General features: G+C 67.8%; 16 protein-coding genes. 6 read left to right on the top strand and 10 right to left on the bottom strand.

Annotated features, from left to right (window positions below; all coding sequences use genetic code 11):
- Positions 1-12 precede the first annotated feature (12 nt).
- Complete coding sequence (locus tag BMX93_RS03115; protein WP_091967791.1) at positions 13-939, bottom strand: sigma-70 family RNA polymerase sigma factor; 927 nt, start codon at positions 937-939, stop codon at positions 13-15.
- Between the two features lie 300 nt (positions 940-1,239).
- Between BMX93_RS03115 and BMX93_RS03110 the strand changes: the two genes are divergently transcribed.
- Positions 1,240-2,634 carry an RNA polymerase sigma factor gene (locus BMX93_RS03110; protein ID WP_425438744.1) on the top strand — a complete coding sequence of 465 codons (1,395 nt, stop codon included), beginning with the start codon at positions 1,240-1,242 and terminating at the stop codon, positions 2,632-2,634.
- Positions 2,635-2,765: 131 nt separating this feature from the next.
- Here BMX93_RS03110 and BMX93_RS03105 read toward each other — a convergent pair whose 3' ends face one another.
- The 3 genes from BMX93_RS03105 to BMX93_RS03095 form a co-directional block, all read right to left on the bottom strand.
- Positions 2,766-3,731 (bottom strand): L-lactate dehydrogenase, encoded by a 966-nt coding sequence (locus tag BMX93_RS03105; protein WP_091967788.1) that lies wholly within the window; start codon positions 3,729-3,731, stop codon positions 2,766-2,768.
- 155 nt (positions 3,732-3,886) lie between these two features.
- Entirely contained in the window at positions 3,887-4,126 is a 240-nt protein-coding gene (locus BMX93_RS03100; RefSeq protein ID WP_425438739.1) for a DUF7455 domain-containing protein, read from the bottom strand.
- 44 nt (positions 4,127-4,170) lie between these two features.
- Positions 4,171-4,605 carry an ester cyclase gene (locus BMX93_RS03095; RefSeq protein ID WP_177170040.1) on the bottom strand — a complete coding sequence of 145 codons (435 nt, stop codon included), beginning with the start codon at positions 4,603-4,605 and terminating at the stop codon, positions 4,171-4,173.
- Positions 4,606-4,811: 206 nt separating this feature from the next.
- Here BMX93_RS03095 and BMX93_RS03090 point away from each other — a divergent pair, with 206 nt between their 5' ends.
- Positions 4,812-6,899, top strand: coding sequence for a DNA gyrase/topoisomerase IV subunit B (locus tag BMX93_RS03090; RefSeq protein WP_245725701.1), 2,088 nt, complete (start codon positions 4,812-4,814; stop codon positions 6,897-6,899).
- Positions 6,900-7,050: 151 nt separating this feature from the next.
- Complete coding sequence (locus BMX93_RS03085; RefSeq protein WP_091968013.1) at positions 7,051-8,394, top strand: MFS transporter; 1,344 nt, start codon at positions 7,051-7,053, stop codon at positions 8,392-8,394.
- A gap of 16 nt (positions 8,395-8,410) precedes the next feature.
- Here the strand turns inward: BMX93_RS03085 and BMX93_RS03080 are convergent, their stop codons facing one another.
- From BMX93_RS03080 to BMX93_RS03060, 5 genes are all read right to left on the bottom strand, one after another.
- Entirely contained in the window at positions 8,411-8,905 is a 495-nt protein-coding gene (locus BMX93_RS03080) for a beta-class carbonic anhydrase (RefSeq protein WP_245725699.1), read from the bottom strand.
- A 139-nt stretch (positions 8,906-9,044) separates the two neighbouring features.
- A complete protein-coding gene (locus BMX93_RS03075; protein ID WP_091967779.1) occupies positions 9,045-9,980 on the bottom strand; it encodes a 2-dehydropantoate 2-reductase in 936 nt (311 codons plus the stop codon).
- 254 nt (positions 9,981-10,234) lie between these two features.
- Entirely contained in the window at positions 10,235-12,688 is a 2,454-nt protein-coding gene (locus BMX93_RS03070; protein WP_091967776.1) for a DNA gyrase/topoisomerase IV subunit A, read from the bottom strand.
- 83 nt (positions 12,689-12,771) lie between these two features.
- On the bottom strand, positions 12,772-13,782 hold the full coding sequence (locus BMX93_RS03065; protein ID WP_091967773.1) for an MDR family oxidoreductase: 1,011 nt from the start codon (positions 13,780-13,782) through the stop codon (positions 12,772-12,774).
- 97 nt (positions 13,783-13,879) lie between these two features.
- Entirely contained in the window at positions 13,880-14,944 is a 1,065-nt protein-coding gene (locus BMX93_RS03060; RefSeq protein ID WP_091967770.1) for an App1 family protein phosphatidate phosphatase, read from the bottom strand.
- 55 nt (positions 14,945-14,999) lie between these two features.
- Here BMX93_RS03060 and BMX93_RS03055 point away from each other — a divergent pair, with 55 nt between their 5' ends.
- Genes BMX93_RS03055 through BMX93_RS03045 form a run of 3 tightly spaced genes read left to right on the top strand, consistent with a single transcriptional unit; the run spans position 15,000 to position 17,403 of the window.
- The gene (locus BMX93_RS03055) at positions 15,000-15,596 is read left to right on the top strand and encodes a DUF5998 family protein (protein ID WP_245725698.1); all 597 of its coding nucleotides are present in this window, start codon (positions 15,000-15,002) and stop codon (positions 15,594-15,596) included.
- Entirely contained in the window at positions 15,593-16,735 is a 1,143-nt protein-coding gene (locus BMX93_RS03050; protein ID WP_091967766.1) for an alkaline phosphatase family protein, read from the top strand. Before BMX93_RS03055 ends, BMX93_RS03050 begins: the two co-directional genes overlap by 4 nt.
- A gap of 5 nt (positions 16,736-16,740) precedes the next feature.
- Complete coding sequence (locus BMX93_RS03045) at positions 16,741-17,403, top strand: thymidine kinase (protein WP_091967764.1); 663 nt, start codon at positions 16,741-16,743, stop codon at positions 17,401-17,403.
- A 32-nt stretch (positions 17,404-17,435) separates the two neighbouring features.
- Here the strand turns inward: BMX93_RS03045 and sepH are convergent, their stop codons facing one another.
- Positions 17,436-18,581, bottom strand: coding sequence for a septation protein SepH (gene sepH, locus BMX93_RS03040; RefSeq protein WP_177170039.1), 1,146 nt, complete (start codon positions 18,579-18,581; stop codon positions 17,436-17,438).
- Positions 18,582-18,645 lie beyond the last annotated feature (64 nt).

Genomic DNA, 18,645 nt, shown 5'->3' with positions numbered 1-18,645 from the left:
CGCGGTTGGATGTCAGGCGGCAGAGGTGGCGCGTAGCTGGTTGAGCGCGGCCCGCTCGATCTGGCGCACCCGCTCTGCGGTGATACCCCACACTGCCCCGATGTCCGAGAGCTTCGCCTGCCGGCCGTCGAGCAGGCCGTAACGCCGGCGCATGACATCGGCCGAGCGATCGTCGAGGTCGGACAGCATCGCCTCAAGGCGGGTGCGATCCTCGGCGTCCAGTACCAGCTCGTCGGGGCCCGGCGCGGTCTCGCGGGCAATGAGATCACCCAACGAGGTGTCGCCATCGTCCTCGACAGGGGCGTCGAGGCTGATGTGTTCACGTGAATAGCGGATGAGGTCGATGACCTTCGCCTCGTCGACTCCCAGCTCTGCGGCGATCTCGGCCGTCTCGGGTTCGCGTCCGAGCTTGCGCTCCAGATTGCGCCGCACCGCCGAGATCTGGTTGACCTGCTCGGCGACGTGCACCGGTAGCCGCACGATGCGTCCCTGCTGGGCAATGCCGCGACTGATGGCCTGCCGGACCCACCAAGTGGCATAGGTGGAGAACTTGAATCCCTTCGCATAGTCGAACTTCTCCACGGCTCGGATCAGTCCGGTGTTCCCCTCCTGAACCAGGTCGAGCAGCGGCATCTGGCTGCGCCCGTACTTGCGGGCGACCGACACCACGAGCCGAAGGTTCGCACGGACAAAGTGCTGCATGGCGCGTTCACCTTCGTCGGCGATGGCGCGCAGCTCGTCCTCGCTCGCCTCGACATCGCTCTCGACGGTGCCACGCAGAATCGCCTGGGCGTACTGTCCGGCCTCGATGAGCCTGGCCAGGTCGACTTCCTCGGCGGCGCTCAGCAGCGGCGTCTTGGCGATTGACTCCAGGTAGAGGCCGACGGAGTCCTTGCCGTCGATGCCGTCGGTGCTGCGCACACGAGTTTTCGAATCCATGGGCTTTCCTTCCGTGTCCTCGACAGTGTTCAACGTGAATCTGTGACAGATCCATCCCAGAACGCCGAAGGAATTTGAAAAGAGTACGAGTTGCGGGTATGGCTGCGACCCTGGTCTGACCTCGCACCGCGCGGGCGGCACCTCAGAGGCACGGGCTCTGGTCACCGGGCCAGGGTCGAGCGACCCGATGGGCCACCCTACGCCGTTTCGCCCGATAAGGCCTACCTGAGTTGGGTACCGTACCGCTGCGTGTCACACTTGAGCAGGTGCACTCTTGACAGCAGCTGGCTCGTGCACACCCTGACCGCGGTGGTCAACAGCCAGCCCCTCGTATGTGGAAGGTCCCTTGTGACGGCTCGCGCGAAAGCTACGACTTCGACCGGCGATTCCTCGGTGAAGGAGGCGACACCCGAAACACCCCAAGGTGACGTGGCGGTGACGAGCCGCAAGAAGACTTCGACGAAGGCCTCACGCGCATCCCGCACGACCAAGGCCGCCAAGACGGCCACCACGAGCGCTGCCTCGCTCACGCAAGCCATCCATGGCAAGGACAAGGGGACCGTCGAGCAGGGCGGGGTCGAGGTCACCTTCGAGCGCCAGGGCGACGACATCGTGGTGCGTGCCGGAGGCAAGAAGCGCAATCTCGACGATGTCGACGATTCGAAGTTCGACAAGCACCAGGCCGAGAAGGACGAGGCCAAGATCAATGCCGAGGACCAGGGTTTCAGCCTCTCGGACACCGACGACGACGACGAGCCCGAGCAGCAGGTCACCGTCGCCGGCGCCACGGCGGACCCGGTCAAGGATTATCTCAAGCAGATCGGCAAGGTGGCGCTTCTCAACGCCGAACAGGAGGTCGACCTGGCCAAGCGCATTGAGGCCGGCCTGTTCGCCGACGAGCAGCTCAGCCAGGCTGACAAGGCCGTGCCGGCAGCTGATCTCGAGGACTACGAGTGGATTGCCCAGGATGGGCACCGCGCGAAGAACCATCTGCTCGAAGCCAACCTGCGGCTGGTCGTGAGCCTGGCGAAGCGCTATACCGGCCGAGGCATGCTCTTCCTCGATCTCATCCAGGAGGGCAATCTCGGCCTCATCCGCGCCGTCGAGAAGTTCGACTACACGAAGGGCTACAAGTTCTCCACCTACGCCACCTGGTGGATCAAGCAGGCCATCACGCGCGCCATGGCCGACCAGGCCCGCACCATCCGCATTCCGGTGCACATGGTGGAAGTGATCAACAAGCTGGCCCGGGTGCAGCGCCAGATGCTTCAGGACCTGGGCCGTGAGCCCACCCCCGAGGAGCTTGCCCAGGAACTCGACATGACCCCGGAGAAAGTGGTCGAGGTGCAGAAGTACGGCCGCGAGCCGATCAGCCTGCACACTCCGCTGGGCGAGGACGGCGACTCCGAGTTCGGGGATCTTATTGAGGACTCCGAGGCCATCGTGCCGGCCGACGCGGTGAACTTCACCCTCCTGCAGGAGCAGCTGCACGATGTGCTCGACACGCTCAGTGAACGCGAGGCTGGGGTCGTCTCGATGCGTTTCGGGTTGACCGACGGACAACCCAAGACCCTCGACGAGATCGGCAAGGTCTACGGCGTCACCCGCGAGCGGATCCGCCAGATCGAATCCAAGACCATGAGCAAGCTTCGCCATCCCAGCCGCTCGCAGGTGCTGAGGGACTATCTGGACTGAGCCAGCCCCGACAGGTGGACCACGAGCTCAGGAGAATGAAGGCGGGCCCGGCGAGGAACTCGCCGGGCCCGCCTTCATCGGGTTGAGGAGCGGGCCACACCACGGGCTGGCCCTGTCGTCGTGGCGTGGGCTCAGTAACCCAGCGAGCTGATGATGGCCTTGAGCGTTGCCGCCGAGGTGTCCAGAGCGCCACGCTCGGCCTTTGACATCGGAGTGGGGACAGCGCGGATGACACCCTGGTTGCTCAGCAGGGTGGGCACCGAGAGGGCCACCCCGGAGATGCCGTAGTAGTCGTCCAGGATGCTGGAAACCGGCATGAGGGTTCGACTGTTCGACAGCAGGCGCTCGATGAGATTCGCACCGGACAGGCCGATGGCATAGTTGGTGGAACCCTTGCCCTCGATGACGTGGTAGGCAGCCTGCGCCACGTCCTCGGCGATCTGGGTGGTCACGTCGTCGGTGAAGGGGTGGTTGCCCTCGTCGTCGACCCAGTCCTTGATGGGGACGAGACCGATCGTGGCGCTCGACCACAGGGCGAACTCGGAGTCACCGTGCTCGCCGGCCATCTCGGCATGCACATTGTTCTCGCGGACATTGGCGCGCTGGGCGATGATGTGCCGCAGGCGCGCCGTGTCGAGGCTGGTGCCGGTGGAGAAGATGCGGCTGGCGGGCAGGCCGCTGATCTTCTGGCCCACGACGGTGAGCACATCGCAGGGATTCGTGACGATGACGATGATCGCGTCGGGGGCCACATTGAGCACCTTGGGAATGATGTCGCCAATGATCTTTGCATTGACATCGGCCAGGTCGAGGCGGGTCTGACCGGGACGCTGCGGAGCCCCTGAGGTGATGACGACAATGTCGCTGTCGCGCAGGACCTCGGGGTCAGCGCCCCCGGTAACTTCCGCACCGGCGTAGATCGTGCCGTGAGCGAGATCGGCGACCTGGGCGTTGACGCGCTTCTCGTCGATGTCGTACACCGCGATCCGCGGCACAACACCGCGAATGATCGTGGCATAAGCCATCGCCGAGCCCACCTGGCCCGCACCGACAATTCCTACCTTGGGAAGATCACTCACGACATGGGTCGTGGCCATTGAGACTCCTTACTGAAGGTGACTGATTCCGGCAGGAGCCGGAACCGGCTGGAAGCGGCCGCGCCCAATGGCTCGGCCAAAGCCGCGCAGGCGAGCGTCGAATGCTGTCGCACGACTGCCACAGTTCGTCACATCGCCAGTGCGGCGTTCCGGCCTCAGTCTAGAAGACCGGCGTCACCCTCAAGCCTCACAGCAACCTGCTTGATCTTCTCGGCATGTGCGCGGGCGTGGTGCGCGCAGAACAACAACTCGCCGCCGTTGGCCAGAAGCACTTTGAGGTGCGCCCGGGCGCCGCATCGATCGCAGCGGTCGGCCGCGGTCAGCTGGGTGCTGTCGAATGCTGTTGTACTCACGTGGCCAGCGTACGCGGACCCGCCTGGCAGCCAAGCAGGCATGCCACGCCGTGGGCGGAAAACGACCCCTCTGGTGGATCGACGGTTCAGCCGCTATGCTCCACCGGCTGTTCCAGGACTCGCTGTTCCAGGACCAGCTGTTCGGGGTGCTCGAAGTGCCAGGTCTCGGCGATGAGACCGTCGCGGAGCCGGTGCATGTCCATCGCGTCGAAGGAGCCAGCCCGGTGCGTCGGCGCGAGGCCGGCGAGACCGGACACGAAGACACCCGAGAGGCGGCTGCGGCACACGACGAGATCACCCTGCGCGACAGTGGCCAGCCGGTCGATGCGCAGATCCGACAGTGCAGCGCGGGTGTCGCGCACGCCGGCGATGAAGCCGGACACATCGGGGGTGTGGCCTGGATCTGCCGGGTGGTTGCGCCAGTCCGGCGCGAGCACCTGCCGCATCCGTTCCGGATCGCCGGTGGCGAAGATCTCGTAGAAGGCGTCGACCGCGCCACGATCTGGCTGATCCGCTGCCATGGCGCTTGACCCCCCCGGTTCAGGTGGGCCGCGCGGATGACGCCGACCCATGGGACCTACTGGGCCCCCCGACAGCCTAACTGCAGCGGTGGCCCACCGTCTGCAGGCCCTGGGCGGTGGGCCCAGCGTCGAGCGTCCTGGGCGTCGAGCATCCCTGGGCGTCGAGCATCCTGGGCTGACGTCGCACTCCCACTAGGCTTGCCCGCGTGTCGACCAACAGAACCGTGCAGGAAGGCCCCGAGCTGAGCGCCGCCTATGGCGCCAAGAATCTCCTCGTCCTGGAAGGGCTCGAGGCAGTGCGCAAGCGCCCTGCCATGTACATCGGCACCACCGACACGCGCGGACTCATGCACTGCCTGTGGGAGATCATCGACAATGCCGTGGACGAGGCGCTCGCCGGGTTCGGCGACCACATCGATGTTCGCCTCGACGCCGATGGATCGATCAGCGTCCGCGACGTGGCTCGCGGCATTCCGGTCGACACCGAGCCGCGAACCGGTCTCAGCGGGGTGGAGGTGGTCTTCACCAAGTTGCATGCCGGTGGCAAGTTCGGCGCGGGCAGCTATGCCGCGGCTGGCGGCCTGCACGGCGTCGGGGCCTCGGTGGTCAATGCGCTCAGTTCGCGTCTCGATGTCGAGGTGGACCGAGGCGGCAAGACCTGGGCGATGAGTTTCCGGCGCGGACACCCCGGCATCTTCGCGGGGGAGGGTCCCGACGCGCCTTTCACCCCCGGCAGCGGGCTGCGTGTGGTCGGAAAGACCGCGAGATCCGCGACTGGCACCCGCATTCGCTACTGGCCAGATCGCCAGATCTTCCTCAAGGACGCCCAGCTCTCGCTGGACCAGCTCCTGGGGCGGGCGCGCCAGACCAGCTTCCTGGTTCCCGGGCTGACCATCGAGGTGACGGATGCGCGGGGGGAGGTGCCTCAGACCACCGCCCTGCGTCACGAGGGTGGAATCAGCGAGTTCGTCGACTTCCTCACCGAGGGCTCGCCGCTCACCGGCATCCTGCGCCTGCGCGGCGCCGACTCGTTCACCGAAACTGTGCCGATGCCCGACGCTCACGGCCAGATGATCTCCGCTGAGGTCGAGCGACGTCTCGACGTGGACATCGCGCTGCGCTGGTCCACCGGATACGACACCGTCGAGCGTTCCTTCGTCAACATCATCGCCACCCCCAAGGGAGGCACCCACGTGCAAGGCTTCGAACGTGGCATGGTGCGTGCCTTCGCGAAGGCGCTCGACGGCACCCGGCTGCTCAGGAGCGGCGAAGAGGTCACCAAGGAAGACATCCTGGAAGGCCTCACGGCAGTGGTCACCGTACGGCTTCCCGAGCCCCAGTTCGAGGGGCAGACGAAGGAGGTGCTCGGTACCCCGCCGGTCGCCCGTCTCGTGACCCGAATCGTCGAGACCGAGTTGGCGGACTATCTCACCGCAACGAAGGCGTCGACCCGCCAGGAGGCCCGCGCCCTCATGGACAAGGTCGTGACCGCCTCGCGCACCAGGGTCGCGGCGCGCGCCCATCGCGAGAACCAGCGGCGCAAGAACGCCTTGGAGTCCTCGAGCCTGCCGCCCAAACTCAAGGACTGCCGAAGCAGCGACGGCGAGCGCAGCGAGTTGTTCATCGTCGAGGGCGATTCCGCGTTGGGCACCGCCTCGCGGGCCCGCAACTCCGAGTTCCAGGCACTGCTGCCGATCCGAGGCAAGATCCTCAACGTGCAGAAGGCCTCGCTCGGCGACATGCTGAAGAACGCGGAGTGCGCGGCGATCATCCAGGTGGTGGGCGCGGGCTCGGGAAAGTCCTTCGACATCGATCAGGCGCGCTACGGCAAGATCATCTTCATGGCCGACGCGGACTCCGATGGTGCGCACATCCGCTGCCTACTCGCCACGCTGTTCTTCCGGTACATGCGCCCCATGGTGGCAGCCGGCCGGGTGTTCAGCGCCGTTCCCCCGCTGCACCGTTTCGAGCTGACCAACCCCAAGAGGGGGATGGAGCGGTACATCTACACCTATTCCGATCCCGAGTATCAGCGCACGATGGCCCAGCTCACCTCCAAGGGCGTGCACTTCAAGGAACCGCAGCGGTACAAGGGTCTCGGCGAGATGGATGCCGATCAGCTGGCGGACACCACGATGGATCCGCGGCACCGTCTGCTGCGAAGGATCACCCTGGACGATGCCGAATCGGCCGCTGCCACCTTCGAACTGCTCATGGGCTCGGAAGTGGCCCCCCGCAAGGACTTCATCGTGCAGGGCGCCTATCAGCTCGACGAGGATCGGATCGACGTATAAGTCCCGTTCAGCTCCTTTCCGCCGGGCCGGCGGGCACGCACCGGGAGAAGCAGCCGGCGGGCACGCACCGGGAGAAGCAGGGGGACAGGGGTCGACACGATGTCGCTCACCGTTCACCTGAGCGCTCTACGGTGAGGAGGTGAGTTCTCAGATCGATGCTGCCGCGCCAGCGTCGGCCCTTGGGGCCGCCGGCCCGGCGACGAGGAAGAAGATCACCGCCTGGGCGCTGTGGGACTGGGGCACCCAGCCGTGGGCCAGCGTCGTCACCACCTTTGTCTTCAGTGTCTATCTGGTGAGCAGCCATTTCGGCACCGCCAACCACACGGCCCTGGTGCAGTCGGTCTGCCTGACGAGCGCCAGCGTCATCATCGCGCTCACCGCCCCGCTCTCCGGCCAAGGCGCCGACCGTAGCGGCCACACGATGCGCACCCTGAGATGGCTCACGTGGGGGCTCGCGATCATCACCGCCAGCCTTGTCGTGGTGGCCCCCTCCCCGGCCTGGCTGTGGCCGGGATTCCTGCTCGTCGCAGCGGGCACGATCCTGTCCGAGATCGCGTCGGCGAGCTACAACGCCGCGATTGACCAGGTCGCTACGCCCGGCAATGTCGGGCGGATCTCCGGCTTCGGCTGGGGAATGGGATATCTCGGGGGGATCGTCGCGCTGCTCGCGATCTACTTCGCCTTCATCGCCCCCGAGGTGGGCCTGTTCGGCGTGAGCGGCACCAACAGCATGGACATCCGGGTGTCCATGCTGTTCTGCGCGGTATGGATCGTGGTGTTCACGGCCCCGATCTTCCGCACTCTGCGCGACCAGCCCCCTCGCGAGCCGGTGCCCCGCCTGGGCATCGTCGGCTCCTACCGCCGGCTCTTCGCCAGCATCGCCGGCCTGTGGCGCACCCATCGCACCATCGTGTGGTTCCTGCTGGCCTCGGCGTTGTTCCGCGACGGTCTCAACGGCATCTTCATCTACGGTGGCGCGATGGCGCAGAACACCTTCGGGTTCAGCGCCTCGCAGGTGCTCATCTTCGGCGCCGCCGCCAACATCGTCGCCGGGGTGGCAACGATCCTCATGGGCAGGCTGGACGACCGGATCGGTCCCAAGCCGGTGATCGTCATCTCCTTGGTGGCGCTCATCGTGCTGGCCATGGCGGTCTTCTTCCTCCATGACCGGGGCCAGGCGATGTTCTGGGTGCTGGGCCTCATCCTGTGCCTGTTCGTGGGGCCGGCCCAGGCGGCCTCGCGCAGCTATCTGGCACGGCTCATCCCGGCCGGCATGAGCGGTGAGGTCTTCGGCCTGTACGCCACCACCGGGCGGGTCGCCTCGCCGCTGTCGCCCGCGCTGTTCGGATTGTTCGTCACCATCGGGATGGCGGTGACCGGTACCTCCAACGCGCAGTACTTCGGAATCATCGGCATCGCCATCGTGCTTCTCGCCGGGCTCATCGCGCTCATCCCAGTGGGTCGGCACGAGGCCGGGCGGCCGGCTGCCGGGTAAGTGCCTGTCGGTCTGCTCACGCCAGCTGGCTGAGCCGCCCGTCGTCGACGTCGTAGAGAAAGCCGCCGATGGTGGCCCGCGGGCCGACGAGCGGGTGGGCGCGCAGCTTGGCGACGTCTGCGCTGACCCGCGCAGGCTGATCGGGATCGGCTCCGAAGGTGCACCACGAGGCGTCATCGCCTGTCGCGGCGGCGATTTTCGCGAACACCGCCTGATCGTCGCCACCGGCCATGGCGCAGCGGGTGTGCTCCACGACGCAGATCCGGTTCACCCGCAGCAGCTGAACGGCGAGAATGAGGCCGTTGAGTGCACCCTCATCCAGATGCCCGCCGGGATTGCGCAGCACCTTGGCGTCGCCGGTCGAGAGCCCGAACATCGCCAGCGGCTCCAGCCGGGCGTCCATACAGGTGAGGATCGCCACCCCCCGCACGGCGTAGGGCGCTGCACCCTTGAGAGCGAAGTCACGGGCATAGCCGGCGTTGGCGGCGAGGAGATCATCGAAATCGGGCACGGCCCACAGGCTAGCGATGCGAGGCTGGATCCGGGCCTGGCACAGGGCACCGATCGCTGAGGGCCGAAGCGTGTTGTCCCTGCGCATGTCTGGCGCGCGATCGGGTAGTGAAGGGCGCTGATGCCTGGCCGGATTGTGTTCACCCGGCAAGCCCTACGGGGCCCTGCCGGCCCCGGCCCAGCTTCAGCACCTCGTACATGAGCTCGTGCAGGGGAGTGGGCACGCCGGCGTCACGGCCATATCGCACCACCGCCCCCAGCTGCGGGTCCAGTTCGCTGGGCCGGCCGGCCATGAGATCGCGCTGCAGCGAGGTCGTGGCGGCAGGTGGCTCGGACTCGATGAAGGCCATTGTGCGCTCGACGACCTCATCGGCCATCGACACGCCGCGCGCCGCAGCGATCTCGCGGATCTCGCGGATCGCGGAGACCAGCACCCGCCGCAGACCCGGACGGCTGAGCAGCTCACCGATCGGCACGCCCGAGAGGGCACCGAGTCCGCCGGCCGGGACGACGATCATCGACTTCTCCCACAGCAACTCCCATACGTCGCGCGGGGCGGGCGAGGGGATCTGCGCTGCGATGAGCGCTGCGCGCAGTGCGGCGATCCGCGCGGTGGGCTCGTTGTGCCATTCGCCGACCTCCAGAGAGCCGGGGCCGCCGACATGGCTGACCAGTCCTGGCTCGAGGGCCTGAGCGAAGACTTTCACCACCCCGGGCAGGGTGTGCTCGCGCCCGACGACACTCGCGGTGAGCCGCGGGCCGTCGACGCCGTTCTGCGTGGTGACGACACCGGTCCCCGAGCCGATGAGGGCGCCGGCTGGCTCCAGGGCGTCGATGACCTGGGTGGCCTTCACGCAGCACAGCACGATGTCGACTGGACCGATGTCGGAGCTGTCCTCGGCGGCGTGTACAGGGATCACCTGCCGGCGTGCCCCGCTGACGAGCGTGAGACCCTGCGAGCGAAGCACGTCGAGGGTACGACCCCGGGCCACGAAATGGACGTCCTGGCCGCAAGCGACCAGCTTGGCGCCGAAGAAGCCGCCAATGGCACCGGCGCCGATGATGGCGATTCTCATGCCTCCAGCTTCCCACGCGGAGCCCCGTCAGGGGCGGAGCCGTGTGGGGGTGGAGCCCCGTCAGGGGCGGAGCCGTGTGGGGGTGGAGCCCCGTCAGGGGCGGAGCCGTGTGGGGGTGGAGCCCCGTCAGGGGTGGAGCCGTGTGGGGGTGGAGCCCCGTAAGGGGTGGAGCCGTGTGGGGGTGGAGCCCCGTAAGGGGTGGAGCCGTGTGGGGGTGGAGCCCCGTAAGGGGTGGAGCCGTGTGGGGGTGGTGCTCAGTGCGGCATCACCCGCGAGCTGACGGCGGCAAGTGCCTGGGCCAGGGGGGTGCCCGAGCCGTCGCGCCGGCCGGTTGCCGGTGGTATCTGGACGGGGATTCCGCTCGAGCTCGCCGCCACCGCCGGTTGCGGGCCCACCCAGGCCAAGGTCAGGGCGTCCTCGCCGCGGAGGAACCGGTGACAGCGCACTCCGCCGGTGGCCCGGCCCTTCGCCGGGTACTGATCCAGGCTCGTCACCTTGACGGTGCCCGCCTCGGTGCCGGGCAGCGCCGTGGACGAGCCCGCTGCGGTGACGACGACGGCGTCGGTGCTCGGGCTGACGCCGAACCAGATGGCCGAGGCGCCATCGGCCAGCCGGATGCCGGCCACCCCGTGACCACCGCGGCCCTGCGGGCGCACGAGTGACGCCGGGAAGTGCAGCAGCTGTGCGTCCGAGCTGACGAACACCAGCTCGTCGCATTCGTCGACCAGCTCGGCGGCGCCCACCAATTCGTCGCCGGCGGCGAGCGAGATGACCTCCCAGGCGTCCTTGGTGAGCACCTCCGGGACCACTCGCTTGACGATGCCGCGACGCGTCCCCAGCGCGAGCCCGGCGGAGTTCGGGTCGAGGGAGCACAGCGCGATGACGTGCTCGTTCTTGCCGAGCGCGAGCAGCTCGCGGGCACGCGAGCCACCTCGCAGGCTCGGCGCGTTCGCCGTGCTGACCACCTCCGGCAGATCGATGGCGTGGGCGCGCAGCAGCCGGCCATGGTTGGTGATGACGCCGAAGTCGGAGTGGGCGCTCGTGGCGACCGCCGACACGATGACGTCGTGAGCTGAGCGTGGTCCGGCATCGGGTAGGCCAGGGCGGTCCTCGGCGCGGTTCATTCGTGCCATGAGGCCGGTTGAGCTGAGCATCACCCAGCACGGGTCATCGGGCACTTCCAGAGGCGTCGCGCCGGCCGGTGGCACCCGGGTGGCCTCGAGCAGCACGGTGCGCCGGGCGGTGCCGAACTTCTTCGAGATCGCCCGCAACTCGTCGCGCACCTGGGCCCGCAGCTTCTGGGGGTCTGCGATGAGGCCTGACAGCTCGGCGATGCGACGCTGCAGATCATCGCGCTCGGCCTCCAGCTCGAGGCGCGAGAGCCTCGTGAGGCGGCGCAGCTGGAGGTCGAGGATGTAATTCGCCTGCACCTCGTCCAGCTCGAAGGCCTCCATGAGCCGCGTGCGGGCGGTGGGCACGTCGTCGCTGGAGCGGATGATGGCGATGACATCGTCGATGCCGACCATAGCCAGGAGCAGGCCCTGGACGATATGCAGCCGGTCCTGTGCCTTGCGCAGCTGGAACTGCGCCCGCCGCAGGCATACCTCGAGGCGGTGGTCGAGATAGACCTGCAGCATCTGTTTGAGGCCCATGGTGCGCGGCTGCCCATCCACGAGGGCCACCGCATTGATGCCGAACGAGTCCTCGAGCTTGGTATGGCGGAAGAGCTGGTCGAGCAGCGCCTCGGGGTTGATGCCGTTCTTCACTTCGATGACCAGCCGCAGCCCGTTCGCTAGGTCGGTGAGGTCCTTGATGTCGGCGATGCCGGAGATCTTCTTCGCCTGCACCAGGTGCTTGATCTGCTCCATCACCTTCTCGGGGCCCACCCCGAAGGGCAGTTCGGTGACCACGATGCCGCGTCGACGTGGGCTGACCTGCTCGATGCGGGTGCTGGCCCGGATCTTGAAGATGCCGCGCCCGGTGGCATAGGCGTCGCGGATCCCCGCCAGACCGATGATCTTCCCGCCGGTCGGCAGATCGGGCCCGGGGATGAAGGACATGAGGGTGTCGAGTTCGGCATCGGGGTGGGCGAGCAGGTGTACGAGCGCTTGGACGACCTCGGCGAGATTGTGGGAGGGGATGTTCGTGGCCATCCCGACCGCGATGCCGGTGGCGCCGTTGACCAGCAGATTGGGGAACGCGGCCGGCAGAACCGAGGGCTCGAGTCCCTTGCCGTCGTAGTTGGGGCGGAAGTCGACGGTGTCCTCGTCGAGGCCCTCGAGCATCGGCAGAGCGGCCGGGTTGAGGCGGCATTCTGTGTAGCGCATCGCGGCCGGCCCGGCATCGAGCGAGCCGAAGTTGCCGTGCCCGTCGACGAGCTGCAGGCGCATCGACCAGTCCTGGCCCATCCGCACCAAGGCGTCGTAGATCGCCGAGTCGCCGTGCGGATGGAGCTTGCCCATCACCTCACCGACCACGCGGGCGCACTTGACGAAGGCATGGTCGGGCAGCAGGTGCTGCTCGTGCATGCCGTACAGGATGCGTCGCTGCACCGGCTTGAGGCCGTCGCGGGCGTCCGGGAGGGCGCGGGAGTAGATGACCGAGTAGGCGTACTCCAGATAGGAGTTCTCCATCTCCTGGGTGACGTCGACGTCGATGATGCGTTCCTCGAAGTCGTCCTCGGGCTCGGCTGTCTTGCTGGCTGCCATATGCGGTGAAGCTCCTTGTTGTGTTCAGTTCTGGGCCCGGCCAGTCTCCCGGCGGCGCGGACCCGGCCGGCATCGCCGTGGGTTCAGGCGCTCACGTCAACGACGATGCGTCCGTGGGACTGCCCCCCGAGCAACTGCGCGCTCGCCTCGACGGCCTCGCCGAGCGCAACGGTTCGGGTCAGCGCTTCGAGGGCCCCCACGTCGACCCTCTCGGCAAGCAGCGCCCAGGCAGCCTGCCGCGCCGCGTAGGGGGCCTGCACCGAATCGATGCCGGCAAGGGTGACCGCGCGCAGGATGAAGGGCATCACGGTGGCGGGCAGATCGGTGGAGGCCGCCAGCCCGCAGGCAGTGACGGTGCCCTGGTAGCGGGTCTGCGCGAGGGCATTGGCGAGCACGGTCCCTCCCACCGTGTCCACCACACCGGCCCAGCGCTGCTTTTGAAGGGGACGCCCAAGTGTGCCCAGTTCCTGGCGGTCGACGATCTGGGCTGCGCCCAGCCCGATGAGATAGTCACTGAACTCGTCCACCCGCCCGGTGAGCGCCGCGACGTGGTGGCCCAGGGCGGACAACAGCATGACCGCCACCGAGCCGACACCGCCGGTGGCGCCGGTCACGAGGATGGGCTCGTCGCGCGAGGATTCGACGCCCGCCTGGGCGATGCGCAGCACGCTCAGTGCAGCGGTGTATCCGGCTGTTCCCAGCGCGGCGGCCTGACGGGCGGTGAGCTCCCCGGGCAAGGCGACGAGTGCCTCGGCCGGCGGCCGGGCCAGCGCGCCCAGGCCTCCATGGCGGGTCTCCGACATGCCTGCGCCGTTGGCGAGCACCTGCTGGCCTCGATGCCAGCGTGGCGACGAGGATTCCACGACGGTCCCGACCAGATCGATACCGGCGATCAGCGGGGTGGTGCGCACCACCCCGGGACGTCCGGTGAGGACGAGCGCGTCCTTGTAATTGATGCTCGAATAGTTCACCTCGACGGTGACCGGCCCCTCGCCGAGATCGCTGGCAGGGAAGTCCTCGATGCCTGCGGTATTGACAGGCGCACCGGGCGCGCTGTGCTCGCCCGCAGCGCGGACAACGATCGATCGTGGCACGGCTGACCTCCTGAACCGGGTGGATGACTGGGACGAATGCTATTCCAGCGCGCCGACACGCTGCGCCCCTCGATGAGCTGGTGAGCGGTGGCGGGGCTCAGTCCTTCTCGCCGGCCCGCCGGGCCGGTTCGAGCACCTCGCGCAACGCCGGCCACAGCTCATCGCCATCGGCACCTGTGACCAGCGGAGCCTGCGAGGGCGTCCATTCCAGATGGGCGCTGTCCACGAGGACGGTGACGGTGCCGTGCGCAAGCATCTGCTCGGCTGCGGTGAGGGTGCGGATGGCGATGGCGCGCACCCTGCCGGGGTGCAGATCGGCGAACTCGCGATACAGGACCGGATCGTGTTGGCCGTTGTCGCCCACCAGCACCCAGGAGATATTGGGGAAGTCTCGGGCAAGCTCGCCCATCGAGTAGCGCTTGTGGTCCGGGCCGGAGCGGAACCAGCCGGTGTTCGTCGGGCCCAGATCGGTGAGCAGCATCGCCCCGCGGGGATAGCCGTGGCGCGCCATGAAGCGTCGCAGGAACGGCACCGAGGTCCAGGCGCCGGTCGAGACATAGACCACGGGGGCGCCCGGGTGCTCGGCGAGCAGATGCTGGTACATCCTCGCCATCCCAGGCACCGCCTGCCGATTGCCCTCCATCTGGACGAAGCTGTTCCACGCCGCCAGGACGATGCGCGGGAGCGAGGTGGAGATGATGGTGTCGTCGATGTCGGAGATGATGCCGAAGCTCTCGTCGCTGGCGACCACCTGCACCGGGGCATCCACCGGCTGAGCGCCAGGGGCTTCCAGGCGCACCTTGTGCCATCCGGGGCTGAGCTGGTGGGCCTTGACGGTCATATCGATATAGCCCTGCCGGTCGCTGCGCAGGTGCAGCGTCTCGCCGGCCAGGCGCAGCACGGCGTGGCCGTGCTGGACCGGCAGTCCGACGAAGTTGCGCCACCCCCGGCGGTTGAGCCACGCCGCAGCGTAGCCAGGCAGCGCTCGCTCGGCGTGCGGCGGGTTGAGCACGATCCGGGCCAGGACCCGGATGTGATCCTCGGTTCCGTAGCCGGTGTAGGGAACAAGGGCCTCATGCCATCCCCGCCGGCGCAGCGCCCGTGCGATGACGCGGGTGAGAAAGTCCTCGACGCGCGTGCCGATGAAGGGGCGATGCTTCATGGCCCCCACCCTAACGGGAAGGCCGGGTGCCGGCGGATGGTGGCAAGATGGGCCCGTGACGACCGCGCCCGTGAGCAACCTGCCCGACGACCTGGTCCGCTGGATCAACGACTGCGGCTTCTTCCCGCAACTGGTCGTCGATGCCGTGGAGCAGTCTCTCGCCGGTGAGGAGGTTGCCGATTTCGTGGTCCAGCACGAGGCGGTCGTGGCAACCGACGAAATCCTGCGTCATCTCACTGTGCTCGTGCTCACTGCCAACCGGCTGCTCGTGGTACACACCGATGAGCAGTCCGACGAGCGGGGCCAGAACATGGCTGTGACAAGCACCGAATCGGTGCCGCTGGATCTCATCGGAGTCGTCTCGCTGAGCCGGGCGGTGTCGAATCCGGAGAGATACGGCACCGACGCGAGCATCATCAGGGAGATCGTCCTGACGATCGGCTGGGGTGCGGTGCGTCATTTCGAGATCGTCCCTGCACACTGTTCCGATCCCGAATGCCAGGCCGAGCACGGCTTCGATGCCGACGAGGTGAACGAGGACATCACGATGCGGATGAGTCCCACTGCGGACGACCCCGCCTCGGTCGCCCGGCTCGAGGGATTTGCCACGCGCCTGCAGCGCGAGGTGCCGGCCCGGCGATTGCAGCGATGAGCGGACCGCTGCCCGCCGCTCCCGACTATGGGCACAACACCCTCGCCGAGGTGTTGGGCGCTGTCGCCTGCAGGCTCGGTGCCGGCGGGCACGACCCCTGGGGATTGCCGAAGGCCCGCGGTTACGTCGTGCTGCTCGTCGACGGCCTGGGCTGGCATCAGCTGCGCCGCCATCTGTCGATCCTCGAGTACTTTCCCGAGCTGCTGGGCGAGGCGCGCCCGATCAGCGCCGCCGTGCCCTCGACGACCGCGGTGTCATTGACCACACTGGGGACCGGCCTGCCGCCGGGCCAGCATGGCATCGTGGGGTACACCTTCCGCACTGCACCGGGCGGAAGGGTGCTCAACGCCCTTCACTGGGGATCCGGAGATCCCCAGCCCGAGCTCTTTCAGCCCCACCCCACCTGGTTCCAGCGTCTCGAGCAGGCCGGGGTCGCGGTGAGCACCGTTGCCCGTGCCAAGTTCTCCGATTCCGGGCTCACCCGTGCCGGACTGCGCGGAGGCAGCTACCACCCGGTCGACGATGTCGGCACCCAGCAGCGCATCGAGGAGATCTGCCGTACCGTCGCCACACCTGGCCCAGCCCTCGCCTATGTCTACGAGGGCGATCTCGATCACTCCGGGCACGCCTTCGGGGTCGACTCCTCGCGCTGGCGCGCCTGCCTGGCGCGCATCGACCACGATCTGGAGCTGCTGCGCCGCGCCCTGCCCGGCGATGTCTGCCTGCTCGTCACCGGTGATCACGGGATGATCGACGTGCCAGCTGGTGCGCAGATCCTCTTCGAGGACGAGCCGCAGCTGCGCAGCGGGGTCGATCTGCTGTCGGGGGAGGGCCGGTTTCGTCAGCTCTACACCGGCTCTGCGGATGCGGTGGCCGCGCGCTGGTCGCGGTGTCTGGGGGACCGCGCGTGGGTGTGCACCCGCCGGGATGCCGCCGAGGCGGGCTGGTTCGGACCGGTGCTCGGCGCGTCCGCGGCCGGCAGGCTGGGCGATGTGCTCGTGGCGATGCGCGGAAATTGGGCGGTGATGACCACTGCCAGACCCCATGAGCTGGAGTTGATCGGCCAGCACGGATCGTTGAGCGATGAGGAGATGCGTGTGCCGCTGGTCGTTGACGAGGGCTGGGGTGGGCAGTCATGAGCGGAATGGATGCCAGCGCTCCTGCCACGGCCCAGCTGCTGTTCTTCAGCGGGCCGATGAATTCCGGCAAGTCGACCCTTGCCCTGCAGACTGCGCACACCCAGTCGGCCCACGACCGTCGGGGTCTGCTGTTCACCAGGCAGGATCGCAGCGGGGCGCCGGAGATCACCTCCCGGGTGGGGATGAGCCGGCCTGCGGTGGAGGTGGACGATGCGCTGGACTTCTGGGCGATGATCGTCAAGGAACTGACCTCGGGTGCGCGGATCGACTTCCTGGTCTGTGACGAGGTGCAGTTCTATACGCCGACCCACATCGATGAGCTCGCGCGGGTCGTCGACGAGCTGGGCATCGACGTCTTCTGCTTCGGGATCCTCAGCGATTTCCGCAGCCTGATGTTTCCCGGATCGCGTCGGCTCGTCGAGCTCGCCGATCGGGTGGAGACGATGCAGGTGCAACCGCTGTGCTGGTGTGGGGCACGCGGCACGATGAATGCGAGGGTGCGCGAGGGCCATCTGGTGAGGCAGGGTGAGCAGGTGCTCATTGCCGACACCGCCGAGGGCACGCCAGCCGGCCTGCACTACGAGGTGCTGTGCCGTAAGCACTTTCGGCTTGGCATGGGCCGTCCATTGCATGCCACCCTCAGTCCCCAGACTCTGCCCTTCGGATGAGCCCAGCTCGCCGCCTCGGCAGGGGGGAAGTGTCACTGCTTGTCGTGCGGGGGTTCACCCGACGACTCGGGGCGCGGGCCACCGAACATGATCTCGTCCCAGGTGGGCACGCTCGCGCGGTGGGCGCGCCGGCGCCGTGGGCTCTTCTTGCCGGCTGCAGGCGCAGGGCTGGTCGGGTTCTTCAGAGTCTCGGGGTGATGGGTGGTCTCCTTGGGCCCGAGTGCGTCCTGTTCGGGCGGTTCCGGGGCGTTCGAGCCGGCCGGTGGGCCAGCGGGTTGCGTCGCTGCCTGCGTGCTCGCTCGCTGCGTTGACCGGGGGGCTCCAGCGGATTCGTCGTGGTCCTCGGCGGGTGGCTCGCCGGTGGCGGTGGGGGTGTCCGCTATGTCGGCGGATGGCTCGCCGCCGAGATGGACGGGCCGCTCCAGCCCGGAATACACGTGCACCGAATCCTCGTCGAAGCCCGAGAGCATGTCGTAGAGCACATCCATGTCGGAGGGAGGATTCGGCACGATGTCGTAGATGCCGTCCGTCTCGCGCAGATTGTCGGTCGGCGAATTCCTCGGCCTTCGGCCGGTGTGGTTGGCGGCTGCCGCGGCATACAACTCCGCCAGTGCCGACCCACCGGCGATGATCGGCGTCTCGTCGTCCTGGACTGCCCGCACGAGCGCCAGCTCGTCATTGAGATCGACCGTGGGCTCGGTGTCGGGGTCGGTCTTGGTGCGGGGCCGCGGGGCCGGACGCTTGTGCTCCTGCGGCTCACCCACCAGCTTCTGCGCGTCGGAATTGACCGGGCTCACCGAACGACCTCGGGGATCGAAGTCGAAGAGCGCCTCGTGGCCCGCCGAACCGGACTGATAGGACAGCCTTACCGTCCAGTGCCGATCGGCGCGATCCTCCTCGCGCCAGGCGTCCCACAGCACCGAGGCGGGATCGACGCCCCTGTTCTCGAGCCGGGGCACGATGCTCTCGTCAAGCGAGATCGGGGTGCTCGGGCCGGTGGCTCGGCGTACCTGCGCGCTCTGCGCGAGGGCTGCCATGTGCTCGCGCTCGGCGAGCACCGGTGCCGCATATCCCTCGATGTCCCCGGTGGGCACCCCGGCGGCGCGCGCAACGTCTTCGAGAGACTCTCCCGCTCTGATGCGGGACTGGATCTCTCTCGGCGTCAATGCGCTGTCCATCTGGATCCCCCTGCATGGCGCCGGGGGACACAGCCCCGGCGCGTTCGTCGCTCTCGTGCCCGCC

The sequence above is a fragment of the Propionibacterium cyclohexanicum genome (genome assembly GCF_900111365.1).
Classification (GTDB): Bacteria; Actinomycetota; Actinomycetes; order Propionibacteriales; family Propionibacteriaceae; genus Propionibacterium; species Propionibacterium cyclohexanicum.
Note: the sequence above shows the minus strand (reverse complement) of the source record. Positions and strands in the feature narration are given on the sequence as shown.

Excerpts from the sequence above, each read along its gene's own strand:
- BMX93_RS03115 (WP_091967791.1), bottom strand. The coding sequence starts at position 939 with ATGGATTCGAAAACTCGTGTGCGCAGCACCGACGGCATCGACGGCAAG.
- BMX93_RS03105 (WP_091967788.1), bottom strand. The coding sequence starts at position 3,731 with ATGGCCACGACCCATGTCGTGAGTGATCTTCCCAAGGTAGGAATTGTC.
- BMX93_RS03100 (WP_425438739.1), bottom strand. The coding sequence starts at position 4,126 with ATGCCTGCTTGGCTGCCAGGCGGGTCCGCGTACGCTGGCCACGTGAGT.
- BMX93_RS03095 (WP_177170040.1), bottom strand. The coding sequence starts at position 4,605 with ATGGCAGCGGATCAGCCAGATCGTGGCGCGGTCGACGCCTTCTACGAG.
- BMX93_RS03075 (WP_091967779.1), bottom strand. The coding sequence starts at position 9,980 with ATGAGAATCGCCATCATCGGCGCCGGTGCCATTGGCGGCTTCTTCGGC.
- BMX93_RS03070 (WP_091967776.1), bottom strand. The coding sequence starts at position 12,688 with ATGGCAGCCAGCAAGACAGCCGAGCCCGAGGACGACTTCGAGGAACGC.
- BMX93_RS03060 (WP_091967770.1), bottom strand. The coding sequence starts at position 14,944 with ATGAAGCATCGCCCCTTCATCGGCACGCGCGTCGAGGACTTTCTCACC.
- BMX93_RS03050 (WP_091967766.1), top strand. The coding sequence starts at position 15,593 with ATGAGCGGACCGCTGCCCGCCGCTCCCGACTATGGGCACAACACCCTC.
- BMX93_RS03045 (WP_091967764.1), top strand. The coding sequence starts at position 16,741 with ATGGATGCCAGCGCTCCTGCCACGGCCCAGCTGCTGTTCTTCAGCGGG.
- sepH (WP_177170039.1), bottom strand. The coding sequence starts at position 18,581 with ATGGACAGCGCATTGACGCCGAGAGAGATCCAGTCCCGCATCAGAGCG.